Origin of the sequence: Streptomyces sp. NBC_00425 (assembly GCF_036030735.1) — a bacterium.
GTDB lineage: Bacteria > Actinomycetota > Actinomycetes > Streptomycetales > Streptomycetaceae > Streptomyces.
On the sequence record NZ_CP107928.1, the window covers coordinates 7,683,281 to 7,696,102 of the forward strand.

Annotated in this window: 12 protein-coding genes; 9 read left to right on the plus strand and 3 right to left on the minus strand. The window is 74.1% G+C overall.

What is annotated here, in order from left to right; genetic code table 11:
* The first annotated feature begins 2 nt into the window (after positions 1-2).
* Both OHS82_RS33810 and OHS82_RS33815 read left to right on the plus strand, forming a co-directional pair.
* Positions 3-1,406: an aldehyde dehydrogenase family protein gene (locus tag OHS82_RS33810; RefSeq protein ID WP_057579550.1), complete on the plus strand. Its 1,404-nt coding sequence runs from the start codon at positions 3-5 to the stop codon at positions 1,404-1,406.
* A 14-nt stretch (positions 1,407-1,420) separates the two neighbouring features.
* The gene (locus OHS82_RS33815; RefSeq protein WP_107105244.1) at positions 1,421-2,203 is read left to right on the plus strand and encodes a 3-oxoacyl-ACP reductase; all 783 of its coding nucleotides are present in this window, start codon (positions 1,421-1,423) and stop codon (positions 2,201-2,203) included.
* Positions 2,204-2,237: 34 nt separating this feature from the next.
* Here OHS82_RS33815 and OHS82_RS33820 read toward each other — a convergent pair whose 3' ends face one another.
* The gene (locus OHS82_RS33820; RefSeq protein ID WP_057579546.1) at positions 2,238-3,440 is read right to left on the minus strand and encodes an amino acid deaminase/aldolase; all 1,203 of its coding nucleotides are present in this window, start codon (positions 3,438-3,440) and stop codon (positions 2,238-2,240) included.
* A 1,782-nt stretch (positions 3,441-5,222) separates the two neighbouring features.
* On the opposite strand from OHS82_RS33820, the gene OHS82_RS33825 reads away from it, so the two are divergent.
* Both OHS82_RS33825 and mycP read left to right on the plus strand, forming a co-directional pair.
* On the plus strand, positions 5,223-6,320 hold the full coding sequence (locus tag OHS82_RS33825) for a hypothetical protein (protein ID WP_328435153.1): 1,098 nt from the start codon (positions 5,223-5,225) through the stop codon (positions 6,318-6,320).
* Positions 6,317-7,513 (plus strand): type VII secretion-associated serine protease mycosin, encoded by a 1,197-nt coding sequence (mycP, locus tag OHS82_RS33830; RefSeq protein WP_057580438.1) that lies wholly within the window; start codon positions 6,317-6,319, stop codon positions 7,511-7,513. The genes OHS82_RS33825 and mycP overlap by 4 nt, the downstream gene beginning before the upstream one ends.
* A 45-nt stretch (positions 7,514-7,558) precedes the next feature.
* Here the strand turns inward: mycP and OHS82_RS33835 are convergent, their stop codons facing one another.
* Positions 7,559-8,605 carry a serine hydrolase gene (locus tag OHS82_RS33835; RefSeq protein WP_328435154.1) on the minus strand — a complete coding sequence of 349 codons (1,047 nt, stop codon included), beginning with the start codon at positions 8,603-8,605 and terminating at the stop codon, positions 7,559-7,561.
* Positions 8,606-8,755: 150 nt separating this feature from the next.
* Here OHS82_RS33835 and OHS82_RS33840 point away from each other — a divergent pair, with 150 nt between their 5' ends.
* A complete protein-coding gene (locus OHS82_RS33840; RefSeq protein WP_057580444.1) occupies positions 8,756-9,487 on the plus strand; it encodes an SseB family protein in 732 nt (243 codons plus the stop codon).
* A gap of 28 nt (positions 9,488-9,515) precedes the next feature.
* On the opposite strand, the gene OHS82_RS33845 is transcribed toward OHS82_RS33840, so the two are convergent.
* Positions 9,516-9,884 (minus strand): DUF1844 domain-containing protein, encoded by a 369-nt coding sequence (locus OHS82_RS33845; RefSeq protein ID WP_057580436.1) that lies wholly within the window; start codon positions 9,882-9,884, stop codon positions 9,516-9,518.
* A 384-nt stretch (positions 9,885-10,268) separates the two neighbouring features.
* Here OHS82_RS33845 and infC point away from each other — a divergent pair, with 384 nt between their 5' ends.
* From infC to OHS82_RS33865, 4 genes are all read left to right on the plus strand, one after another.
* Positions 10,269-10,970: a translation initiation factor IF-3 gene (gene infC, locus OHS82_RS33850; RefSeq protein WP_079041356.1), complete on the plus strand. Its 702-nt coding sequence runs from the start codon at positions 10,269-10,271 to the stop codon at positions 10,968-10,970.
* A 107-nt stretch (positions 10,971-11,077) separates the two neighbouring features.
* Positions 11,078-11,272, plus strand: coding sequence for a 50S ribosomal protein L35 (gene rpmI / locus OHS82_RS33855; protein WP_003977225.1), 195 nt, complete (start codon positions 11,078-11,080; stop codon positions 11,270-11,272).
* A gap of 96 nt (positions 11,273-11,368) precedes the next feature.
* Entirely contained in the window at positions 11,369-11,752 is a 384-nt protein-coding gene (rplT, locus tag OHS82_RS33860; protein WP_057580434.1) for a 50S ribosomal protein L20, read from the plus strand.
* A gap of 187 nt (positions 11,753-11,939) precedes the next feature.
* Entirely contained in the window at positions 11,940-12,800 is an 861-nt protein-coding gene (locus tag OHS82_RS33865) for a TrmH family RNA methyltransferase (protein ID WP_328435155.1), read from the plus strand.
* The last annotated feature ends 22 nt before the right edge of the window (positions 12,801-12,822 follow it).

The following is a 12,822-nucleotide window of genomic DNA, read 5'->3' on the forward strand; positions in this document are numbered from 1 at the left end:
CCTTGTCCCACCCGCACGAGCAGTCCCCGCACCAGCAGTCCCCGCACGAGCTGATCGTGCTCAACCCGGCCACCGAGGAGGTCGTCGCCGTCGTCCCGGCCGCCGACGCGGCCGACGTGGACCGCGCGGTGGCCCGGGCGGGCGCCGCGCAGACCGCCTGGGCCGCGGCGGCCCCCGCCGACCGCGCCCGTCTGCTGCGCCGCTTCGCCGACGTGGTCGACGCGCACGTCGAGGAACTGGCGCTGCTCGAGGTCCGCGAGGCCGGCCACCTCCTCGGCAACGCCCGCTGGGAGGCCGGCAACGCCCGCGACCTGCTGCTCTACGCGGCGGGCGGCGTCGAACGGCTCCTGGGCAGCCAGATCCCCGTGTCCGGCGGCTGGAACGTCACCTTCCACGAGCCGCTCGGCGTGGTCGGTGTGATCGCCCCGTGGAACTTCCCCATGCCGATCGCAGCCTGGGGCGCCTTCCCGGCCCTCGCGGCGGGCAACGCGGTCGTCCTCAAGCCCGCCGAGACCACCCCGCTCACCGCCCTGCGGCTGGCCGAACTCGCCCTGGAGGCCGGCCTGCCCGAGCATCTCCTCCAGGTGCTGCCGGGCCACGGCGCGGTCGCCGGACGGGCCCTCGTCGACCACCCGGACGTCGCGAAGATCGTGTTCACCGGCTCCACCCGCACCGGCCGCGAGGTCATGGAGCGCTGCGCCCGGCAGGTCAAGCCGGTCACCCTGGAACTCGGCGGCAAGAGCCCGAACATCGTGTTCGCCGACGCCGATCTGAAGACCGCCGTCGACCCGTACTCCTTCCTCGACAACTCCGGCCAGGACTGCTGCGCACGCACCCGGATCCTCGTCCAGGAGTCGGTGTACGACGAGGTGGCCGACCACCTGGCACGGGAACTCGCCGCGGTGGTGGTCGGCGACCCGGCCGACGAGGCCACCCGGATGGGTCCGCTGATCTCCCGTCAGCAGGTGGACCGCGTACGGTCGTTCGTGCCGGACGACGCCCGGGCGCTGCGCGGCGGCGCCCCCGACGGCCCCGGGTTCTGGTTCCCGCCGACCGTGCTCACCGGCGAACGGCCCGACTCCCCGGCCGCCCGCGAGGAGATCTTCGGACCCGTCGCCGTGCTGCTCCCCTTCACCGACGAGGCGGACGCGGTCCGGCTGGCCAACGACACCCCCTACGGCCTCTCCGGCTCCGTCTGGACCCGGGACGTCGGCCGCGCGCTGCGCGTCTCGCGTGCCGTGCGCGCCGGGAACCTGTCCGTCAACTCCCACTCCAGCGTCCGCTACTGGACCCCGTTCGGCGGCTACAAGCAGTCCGGCGTCGGCCGTGAGCTGGGCCCGGACGCCCTGACCGCCTTCACCGAAACCAAGAACGTCTTCATCAGCACGGAGGGCCCCGCACAGTGACGTCATCCACCCCCCTGCCCGACGAGAACATCTGCCGCCGCCTGGTGGGCCGCACGGCCGTCGTCACCGGCGCCGGCAGCGGCATCGGCCTCGCCACCGCGCGCCGGCTCGCCTCCGAGGGCGCGCACGTCGTCTGCGGCGACGTCGACGAGACCCGCGGCAAGGCCGCCGCCGAGGAGGTCGGCGGGATCTTCGTGAAGGTCGACGTCACCGACCCCGAGCAGGTCGAGGCGCTGTTCCGGACGGCGTTCGACACCTACGGCAGCGTGGACGTCGCCTTCAACAACGCGGGCATCTCCCCGCCCGACGACGACTCCATCCTGGAGACCGGACTGGAGGCCTGGCGGCGCGTCCAGGAGGTCAACCTCACCTCCGTCTACCTGTGCTGCAAGGCCGCCATCCCCTACATGCGCCGGCAGGGCCGCGGCTCCATCATCAACACGGCGTCCTTCGTGGCACGGATGGGTGCGGCGACCTCGCAGATCTCGTACACGGCGTCCAAGGGCGGCGTCCTCGCCATGTCCCGCGAACTCGGCGTGCAGTTCGCCCGGGAGGGCATCCGCGTGAACGCCCTGTGCCCCGGACCGGTCAACACCCCTTTGCTGCAGGAGCTGTTCGCCAAGGACCCAGAGCGGGCCGCCCGCCGCCTCGTCCACATCCCCGTCGGCCGGTTCGCCGAGGCCGAGGAGATCGCCGCCGCCGTCGCCTTCCTGGCCAGCGACGACTCCTCGTTCGTCAACGCCAGCGACTTCCTGGTGGACGGCGGGATCTCCGGGGCGTACGTGACCCCGCTGTAGGACTCCGGCGGCCCGGGGCGGCGGTCGGCGGCGGTCAGAGGAAGGTGTGACCCTCGCCCCGGTAGGTCGGCACGGTCGCCGTCACGGCGTCCCCCTCGACGAGGTGCAGCATCTCGAACCGTTCGCACAGCTCGCCGGCCTTCGCGTGCCGGAACCACACCTTGTCGCCGATCAGCAGATCGTCGGCGGGGGAGCCGAGCAGCGGGGTCTGCACCTCGCCGGGGCCCTCCTGGGGGTCGTAACGCAGACCCTCGGGGAGGTAGGGCACCGGGAGCCGGTCGGGCCCGGCCGCACCGGAGGCCGGGTAGCCGCCGCCGAGGACGGTCACCACCCCGACGCCTGGCCTGCGCACGACGGGCATGGCGAACAGCGCGGCCGGACGCCCGCTGAACGACGTGTAGTTGTCGAAGAGCCGCGGCACGTACAGCCCGGAGCCGGCCGCGATCTCCGTGACCGCGTCCTCCGCGGCGGTGTGCTGCACACTGCCCGTGCCGCCGCCGTTGACGTACTCCAGGTCCGGCACGACGGCCCGCACCGCGCGCACCACGGCCGCACGCCGCTCGGCGAGCTCCCGCCGGGCGGTGGCCTGCATCAGCCGGATCGCCCGGGAGCGCAGGGGCCGCCCGGCGACGGCGTCGCCGACCCCGGCGATGTGCCCCTCGTACGCCATGATCCCCACCAGCCGGAAACCGGGCCGCCGTGCCACCGCCCGCGCCACGTCGGCGACCTGGGCGGGGGTGTGCAGCGGCGAGCGCAGTGCGCCGACCCGGAACCGGCCGCCGAGCAGCTTCAGCGAGGTGTCCAACTCCAGGCAGACGCGGACGACTTCGGTGCCGCCGGCCCGCGCCGCGTCGATGAGGTCGAGCTGGGCGACGTCGTCGACCATGACGGTGACGGCGGCGGCGAGCTTGGGATCGGCGGCCAGTTCGGCATAGGAGCCGCGGTCGGCCGACGGATACGCGAGGAGGATGTCGTCGAAGCCCGAGCGGGCCAGCCACAGCGACTCGGCGAGGGTGAACGACATGATCCCCGCGAAGCCGTCCATCGCCAGGACGCGTTCCAGCAGCGTTCGGCAGCGCACGGATTTGCTCGCGACCCGGATCGGCTTGCCGCCGGCCCGGCGGACCAAATCCTCGGCGTTCGCGTCGAAGGCGTCCAGGTCCACAAGGGCGAGCGGGGCGTCGAGATGGGCGGTGGCCCGGTCGTACCGGGCCCGGTCGGCGGCGCGCGCAGTCATGAGGGAAGCCTGCCAGACAGGATTACCGCAGGGTAGGGGGACGTTCCGGGCTAATGCCCCGGGGGCCGCCGACTGGTTCCCGCTCGACCGGCGACAAGCCGTAGAGTGACGCGCACGTACGGAGGAACGGCTCCGGCCGGACAGCCGCGTCGGGATGCCGGTCCGCCCGCGCGGGTATGCCTGCCCGCGACGGACGACCCGGTCGCGCCGGATCGCCCGGGCGAACCGACGGCCCGCGTACGAGAACGACGGCCCGGGGAACGAGGAAACGGGGGGTGCATGAGCACGGAAGCACGCCGCGCCTCGGTCCCCTCGCACCCTGACGTCCCCCCGCAACCGGACGTCCCTCCCCACCCCGGCGTCCCGCCGCGTCCGAGCGCCCCGCCCCGCCCGGCCCAGCCGCCCGCCCCCGTCCCGGCGGACGGCCCCGACGCGTCGGACACCGCGGCCGCCCGCGCGAGGACCGTCCCCCCGGCCGGCCCCGGCCGACCGCCTCAGGAGCCCCCGCGGCGCCCGGCGCCCGACCGTGAGGAACGCGAAGCCGCGCCACGGGCGACGACCGACGCGGCCGGACGGCGGTCCACGCACCGGACGGCCCCCGCTCCCGGGGCGCCGGCGCCCGAAACCCGGGACACGGGCTCGGCCGGGGACGGCGGCACGCCCGCCTCCGCGGACACCGCTCCCGCCGGCCCCGCCCCCCGCTTCACCACCCTGCGGGCCCAGCACACGGACGCCATGTCCCCGCCCCCGCCCCCCGCGTCGGCCCGCTTCCCCGACGCCCCGCCCCCGCCGAGCCGCCCCGCGCAGCCCCCACGGTCCGACGACACCGCGAGGCCCGCGTCGACCGAGGAGCGCCCGCCCGCCGTCCCCCGTCCCGCCCCACCCCACGACTTCCGTCGCGCCCCGCGCCAGGCGAGGCCGGCGTCCCGCCTCACGGACGGCCAGGGCACCGCCGGCACGGCCACCCCGCGCCCCTTCACCACGGGCTTCTTCCGCCCCGCGGGCCCGTCCCCCCGCCCCACGCCCCCGGCCGCCCCGAGCCCCACAGCCGCCGAACCCCCGCACCCCCCGACCGGTGGGCCCCAGCGCCCTCCGGCCGGCGCCACCCGGCCCTCCACAACCGCCGAGCCGTCGCGCCCCGCGCCCGGTGGTACCAGGCCTCCCGCGGCCGGTGAGCCGTGGGGCCCCACAACCGGTGAGCCGTCGCGCCCCGCGCCCGGTGGACCCAGGCCTGGCACAGCTGCCGAGCCTCCGTACCCCAGCACCGGTGGCACCCGGCCTCCCGCGGCCGGTGAGCCGTCGCGCCCGGCGACCGGTGGGCCCGGGCCTCACGCAGCCGCCGAACCCCCGCACCCCCCGACCGATGGGCCCCAGCACCCTCCGGCGGGCGCCACGACCGGGGGCACACGGCCTTCCGCAGCCGCCGAGTCGTCGCGACCCGCGGCCGGTGATGCTCGGCGCTCCCCGTCCGTCGAGGCCTCGCGTCCCCCGGTCGGTGACAGCACGCCCGCCGCCCCTGCCGACGGGCCGGACGCCCGCAGCGGGCCGTCCGGTCAGGCCGCCGGCCCCACCGCCGGCCCAGGTCCCTTCCGGCCCTTCGACCCCGCCCCTCGGCCCGTTCGGTCGGACGCCTCTGGCACCACCCCTCCGGCCGCCCCGCGCCCCGCCGACGGCGACGACCCACGCGCCTCGGACCGGCAGGGTCCGCGGCCTGCCCCCGGTGGGTGGGACGACCCGTGCCCCGCCGGTGCCGAGAGCGCCCGTTCCGCCGGTGGCGGGAGTGTGCACACGTCCGACCGAGCCTGGACGCCGCTCCCGCGGGACTGGGTGCCCGCGCCGGAGGCGTCCCGCGCCGGCTTCCCGAGCGTCCCGCAGCCGGACGACGGACCGGCGTGGAGTCCCGCCGCCGCCCTGCGGCAACCCGACTTCGCCGTGCCGCCCCCGTCCGCGCCCCCCGCGCCGGAGGCTCCACGGCGGCCCGAGACGGCTCCCGACGCGGCGGGCGGACCCGACCCGTCCCTCTCCTGGAGCGCTCCCATGTCCCCGGGCGGCGGCCACGGCGCCCGGCGGCCCGTGGTGACGTTCGGGCGGCCCGAGGGATACCGCGACACGCCCTGGATCCTCGGCCGACGGGGACGCACCGCCGCGGCCGCCGTGTGCGTCGTCCTCGGGCTCGGCCTCATCGGCGGTGCCCTGACCGGCAGTTGGCTCGTCGGAGGCTCGGGGGACGGCGCCGATCGCAGTGCCTACGTCACCGCCGGCGGCCTGTGGCACAACGTGCCCGTGGACCGGCTGTTCCCGCCCACGGTGGACGGGCAGGGCGCCGGTCCCGGCGGCGCCGACCGCGCCTGGACGCGGATCGCCGTCGCCCCGGACGGCGGCTGTGCCGACGCCTTCGATCCCCTGCTGACGAAGGTCCTCGCCCCGGTCGGCTGCGAGCGGCTGCTGCGGGCCACCTACACCGACGCCACCCAGAGCTATGTGACCACCGTCGGCCTGCTGTTCACCAAGGCGGACGCGCCCGCCATGCGCTCCCTCGACGCCCGCGTCACGAAGGAGGGCCTGGCGAGGCGGGCGGATCTGATGCCCCGTCCGTACGCCGCGAAAGGCACCGTGGCCGCCGCCTTCGGCGACAGGCAGCGCGCCGCGTGGACGCTCTCCGTGCTGACGGACGCGCCGGTCGTCGTGTACGCCGTCTCCGGCTGGGCCGACGGCCGCACCGTGGACACCCCGCAGCCCGCTCCCGTCGCCACCGCGACCGGCGCCACGACCGCCCCCGCCCAGGCGGGTCTCGGCAACGAGGCACAGGGCCTCGCCGACCGCATCGAACGCGGACTGCGCAAGACCGTCGTCACGCCGCCCTCGGAGCAGCCCTCATGAGCCGACGCACCACCGCCCGCAGGGCGGGCCTCCTCAGCTGCCTGCTCGCGTGCTCCGTCGCGTTCCTGCCGGCCGCCCAGGCCCACGCCGACGGCATCCGCGCCCAGCAGTGGGCCCTGACCGCCCTGCACACCGAGCAGGCCTGGCAGACCACCAAGGGGAAGGGCGTCACGGTCGCGGTCCTGGACACCGGCGTCGAGGCCGACCACCCCGACCTCGTCGGCAACGTCCTCACCGGAAAGGACCTCGTGGGCTTCGGCGCCGCGCGCGGCGACCGCGCCTGGGCCCGTCACGGCACCGCCATGGCCAGCATCATCGCCGGTCACGGCCATGGCTACGGCGACGGCGACGGTGTGCTCGGCGTCGCGCCGGAGGCGAAGATCCTCCCCGTCCGCGTGATCCTCGAGGACGGCGACCCCCAGCGCACCAAGGCCCGCAACACCCGCGGCAACGCCCTCGCCGAGGGCATCCGCTGGGCCGCCGACCAGGGCGCCGACGTCATCAACCTCTCCCTCGGCGACGACTCCGCCTCGGCGCATCCGGAACCCGCCGAGGACGAGGCCGTCCAGTACGCGCTGAAGAAGGGGTCGGTCGTCGTCGCCTCGGCCGGCAACGGCGGCGAGAAGGGCGACCACATCTCCTACCCGGCCGCCTACCCGGGCGTCATCGCCGCGACCGCCGTCGACCGCTACGGCACCCGCGCGTCCTTCTCCACCCGCCGCTGGTACGCCACGGTCAGCGCGCCCGGCGTCGACGTCGTCATCGCCGATCCGGACCACAAGTACTACCAGGGCTGGGGGACCAGCGCGGCCTCCGCGTTCGTCTCGGGGGCGGTGGCGCTGGTCAAGGCCGCCCACCCCGGTCTGACCCCGGCGCAGATCAAGAAGCTCCTGGAGGACACCGCCCGCAACGCCCCGAACGGCGGCCGCGACGACTCCCGCGGGTACGGCTTCATCGACCCGGCCGCGGCGATCAGGACCGCGGGCCGCCTCGCGCCCGAGAACCTGCAGTCCGCGGCCTACGGCGAGCGGTACTTCGGCTCCGGGCCGGAGGAGCCGAAGGCGGACGACACGACGTCGAGCTGGGCCGGGCTGCTCGCGGGCGGCGCCGGGGGCGTGCTGTCGGTGACGGCGGTCCTGCTGTGGCGGGGCCGCCGAGAACGCGACCCGCACGAGCCCTACGAGGTTCTCTAGCCGTCCCCGTGAGCACAGACAGGGCCGGGCCCCGGCCCGGTACGGCTACCCGGCGGCGGAAGCGGAGCCGGACACCGCCGGCGCCGACGGCGTCGGTGACCCGGACGCCGATCCCGCGGCGTCGCCGCCCGCGACGACCCCCACCGCCGCCTTCGCCACCGTCTCCACCAGGGAGATCCCCGCGGCCTGCGTGGCGTTGCCGTTCGACAGCACGGACACCAGGTAGTCGCGGCCGCCGGCGGTCACCCGCCCGATGCTGTCGACGTCCCACAGCCCGGTCGTGCTGCGCGCCAGCCAGCCGTTCTTCAGCGCCCACGAGGAGCCCTCGGCCGCGGCCGAGACGCCCCACCGCTGGCCCGGGGCGATCCGTCCCATCAGGCCCTGCAGATACGACCGCGACGTCTCGCTCAGTTCCGACGAGTCGCCGAACACCTGTTGCAGCAGCGTGAGTTGGTCGGCGGCCGTGGTCTGGGTCAGTCCCCACAGCATGTCCTCGCCGCCCGCGGTGTCCGTCAGCCCGAACCGCTCGTTCGCCGCGTCGAGTCCCTGGGCCTGCCCGATGCTCCGCCACAGTGCCGACGCCGAGTCGTTGTCGCTGTTCTCGATCATCGCGGCGGCGTACGCCTTCTCGGCCGCCGTGAGGTGACGGTCGGCGTCCTGCGCCTGCAGCAGCAGAGCCGCCAGGATGTCCACCTTCACGATGCTCGCCGTGTCGAAGGCGCCCTCGCCGTACACGGCGGTGTCCCTGGAGTCCACGGCGAGCACCGCCACGGACACGGCGGCCCGGCCCGGCACGGTCACCGACTTCATCGCCGACGTCAGCAGCGCGTCGTGGTCCTTCCCGGGTACCGCCACGGGCTCCACCGCCACCTCCCCGCCTCCCGTTCCGGACGCCGAGCCGGACGGCGGCGTCGTCGTCGTTGCAGGGGACGACGATACGGCTCCCGCACGCGGGAGCGACTGCTTCTTCACGTAGACGGTCCCGCCCGCCGTCACCCCGAGGACGGCCGCCACGGCGAGCGCGACCGGGAGGAACGGACGGCGCCGGGAGGGACGAGCGCGGCGACTGCGACGTGCTCCGGAGGACTCCATGCCCGCGATGCTGGAGGCGGTGACTGTGCGGACCGTGGGGCCGGCGTAAGAGCTGCCTCAGCGGGGACTGAGAATCCCGTGAAAGCGGTCACCGCCGTGTTTCCGGCCCGGCCCGAGGCCGGCGGCGTCCCCCCGATAGGGTCGACGACCGTGGCGAACAAGAACATTCCCGACCCCGGATTCTCCGACGACGACGGCTCGGCCGACCCCCGGCTGAGCGCGGCGCTCGCCGCCTGGGCCGAGGATCGCAGCGCCGTGGGACCTGTGCTGGAGGCCCTCAGCGGCGCCCGGCTCCTGGTGCCCGTGGTGGCCGTCCTCGGCGAGGTGGAGGAGGACGAGAACGGACTGCGCCGCGAGAAGACCAGCGACATGGCCGTTCCGACCCTGAAGGCCGGTGCGCGCACCGCCCTGCCCGCCTTCAGCTCCACCGACACCCTCGCCCGCTGGGACCCCGAGGCCCGCCCGGTGGCCGTTCCCCTGCACCAGGCGCTGCAGGCGGCCGCGCACGAGAAGGCGGACACGCTCGTCCTCGACCTGGCCGGACCGGTGCCGTTCGAACTGACCGGGCCGGCGCTCCTGGCGCTCGCGGAGGGCCGCACCTCCATCGACCCGCTCGCCGACCCGGCGGTCGTCGCCGCGGTCCGGGCCGCCGTCGCCGCCGGACCGGAGGTCGTCCGCGCCCACCTCGGACCGGGCGGGGCGGACGGCATCCTGGCCCTCGTGCTCGACCCGTCGGCCGATCCGGCCGAGGCCGCCCGGGCGGTTGCCCGTCGGCTGGCCGCCGACGAGACGCTGAGGGCCCGCCTGGTGCGCGGTCTCGACCTGGCACTGCTGCCGGCCGGGTCCACGCCCCCGGGCGAGCCCCTGTACGTCCGCGGATGAACCGTCCGCGGATCGAACCGTCCGCGGATCAGCCGTAGATCGGGCCCGTGTACTTCTCGCCCGGGCCCTGCCCCGGCTCGTCCGGCACGACCGACGCCTCGCGAAACGCCAGCTGCAGCGACTTCAGGCCGTCGCGCAGCGGCGCGGCGTGGAAGGAGCTGATCTCGGTGGTGCTCGCGTCCAGCAGCCCGGCGAGGGCGGTGACCAGCTTGCGGGCCTCGTCCAGGTCCTTGTACTTGTCGCCCTCCTCGGTCAGCCCGAGTTTCACGGCGGCGGCGCTCATCAGGTTCACGGCGACCGTCACGATCACCTCGACGGCGGGGACCTCGGCGATGTCGCGGGTCATGTCGTCGAAGTCGGGGGAGCCGGCCGCATCGCCGGGAGAGGTGTCACTCATGCCCCACACGATAGGACCCGCCGCACGCCCCCTTGACAGCAGGAGGCGGGCGACCGCTGATTAGCGCCCGCCTGTCCGAGCTGCTAATCTCGTGTCACGACCGGTCGGACACGCGTGCCATCCAGCAGGCGGACCCGGCCCACAAGTGGAGGCTCCGAACTCCCACCCGATCGTCCCTCGAGGACGGCGGGTCACCCCGGTCAGGCGGTCACCATCGTTCCGTACGGACGATGGAATCGCCCGGTAGTGCGCCCCGCGATCCTCGCGGCGGTGCTCCGGTAGTGCTTGGAGCCCCGCATGTGATCGTTCGGGGCATTTTTTGTGCGTCGACGTGGTTGAAAACATATCGAACACAGACGTTACGTGGCTGTCCGCCAGACTGCCGTGTGGTGCTACCGAGGAGGATCCATCAGCACCGAGCCCCGCATCAACGACCGGATTCGCGTTCCCGAAGTGCGACTTGTCGGTCCCAGTGGCGAGCAGGTCGGCATCGTGCCGCTTGCCAAGGCACTGGAGCTTGCGCAGGAGTACGACCTCGACCTGGTCGAGGTGGCGGCGAGCGCACGCCCGCCGGTCTGCAAGCTCATGGACTACGGGAAGTTCAAGTACGAGTCGGCCATGAAGGCCCGTGAGGCGCGCAAGAACCAGGCGCACACGGTCATCAAGGAAATGAAGCTCCGGCCGAAGATCGACCCGCACGACTACGACACCAAAAAGGGTCACGTCGTCCGGTTCCTCAAGCAGGGCGACAAGGTCAAGATCACGATCATGTTCCGCGGCCGCGAGCAGTCCCGCCCCGAACTGGGCTACCGACTGCTGCAGCGTCTCGCGGAGGACGTCCAGGACCTCGGGTTCATCGAGTCGAACCCGAAGCAGGACGGCCGCAACATGATCATGGTCCTCGGTCCGCACAAGAAGAAGACCGAGGCCATGGCCGAGGCCCGTCAGGCGCAGGAGGCCCGCAAGGCCGAGGCGAAGGCCAACCCGGGCCGTTCGCAGAACGCCGCGGACGCCGACGCCGTGAACGCCGAGGCAGACGTCGAAGCAGACGTCGAGGCCCCTGCCGAGGCTTCCGCCGAGGCGTGATCCACGGGGCGCGAGTCCCGAGGGCGTATCCGATACAAGCGACGTTCCACCGTGCCCGGTTTTACGACCGGGCACCGGAACGCCACCGACGAGGAGAGAACGGCGCTATGCCGAAGAACAAGTCGCACAGCGGTGCCAGTAAGCGCTTCAAGATCACCGGCTCCGGCAAGGTGCTCCGTGAGCGCGCCGGCAAGCGCCACCTGCTCGAGCACAAGTCGTCCCGCGTGACGCGTCGCCTCACCGGCAACGCCGAGATGGCCCCGGGCGACGCCGCGAAGATCAAGAAGCTTCTCGGCAAGTGACGTCAGGCGCAACCATCGCGTCTGATCCCTGACCGGGACCCAATCGTTTCCGGGTCGTGTGAGTCCAACCGCGGCCCCGCTACAAGGAGTTAACAAGTGGCACGCGTCAAGCGGGCAGTCAACGCCCACAAGAAGCGCCGGGCGATCCTCGAGGCGGCCTCCGGCTACCGCGGTCAGCGTTCGCGCCTGTACCGCAAGGCCAAGGAGCAGGTCACCCACTCGCTGGTCTACAACTACAACGACCGCAAGAAGCGCAAGGGCGACTTCCGTCAGCTGTGGATCCAGCGCATCAACGCTGCGGCCCGCCAGAACGGCATGACGTACAACCGCCTCATCCAGGGTCTGAAGGCCGCGAACATCGAGGTCGACCGCAAGATCCTGGCCGAGCTGGCCGTGAACGACGCCACCGCGTTCGCCGCGCTGGTCGAGGTCGCGCAGAAGGCCCTCCCCGCGGACGTGAACGCGCCCAAGGCCGCGTGACGCTGCGCTGGCTCTGAGCCGACGTGACTGGACCCGCAGGTTTTCTGACCTGCGGGTCCTTTGCTGCTGACGCCCGCCGAGGCCGTCCGTTCGGGTGCGGGCCGCCGGTCGCCGGTCGCGCAGTTCCCCGCGCCCCAGGTCGGATCACTCGCGCCGGCCGAAAGTCAATTGAGTTGCGAAGGTGAACATGCCCCCCGCCAGCCCCGAGCTGATCTCCCCCCGCTCCCCGCGCGTCTCCGCCGCCCGGCGGCTCGCCAGGCGGAACTTCCGGGGCAAGGAGCGGCTCTTCCTCGCGGAGGGACCGCAGGCCGTGCGGGAGGCGGCCGCGCACCGGGCCGACGGCGAGGCGACGCTGGTGGAGCTGTTCGCCACCGTCGAGGCCGCCGAACGCCATGCCGGCATCATTGCCGAGGCCCGCGCCGCCGGCGCCCGGGTGCACCTGGCCGCCGAGCAGGTCATCGAGGACGTCTCCACCACCGTCACCCCGCAGGGTCTCGTCGGGATCTGCCGGTTCGTGGACACGCCGTTCGAGGACGTGCTCGCCGCCCGGCCGAAGCTCGTCGCCGTCCTGGCCCATGTGCGCGACCCCGGCAACGCCGGCACCGTGCTGCGCTGCGCGGACGCCGCGGGCGCCGAGGCCGTCGTGCTGACCGACGCCTCGGTGGACCTCTACAACCCCAAGGCCGTCCGGGCCTCCGTCGGCTCCCTCTTCCATCTGCCCGTCGCCGTCGGCGTCCCCGTCGAGCAGGCCGTGGCCGGACTGAGGGCGGCCGGGGTGCGCGTCCTCGCCGCCGACGGCGCGGGCGACCACGACCTCGACGACGAGCTCGACCGGCGGGCCATGGGCGGCCCCACCGCCTGGGTGTTCGGCAACGAGGCCTGGGGGTTGCCGGAGGAGACGCGGGCTCTCGCGGACGCCGTCGTGCGCGTTCCGATCCACGGAAAGGCCGAGAGCCTGAACCTCGCGACCGCAGCCGCCGTATGTCTCTACGCATCGGCCCGTGCACAGCGCGCCTCCGGAGGGTGCCGCTCCGTCACCGCCAGCTAGTAGGGTGACGTGCTCGGGGCTC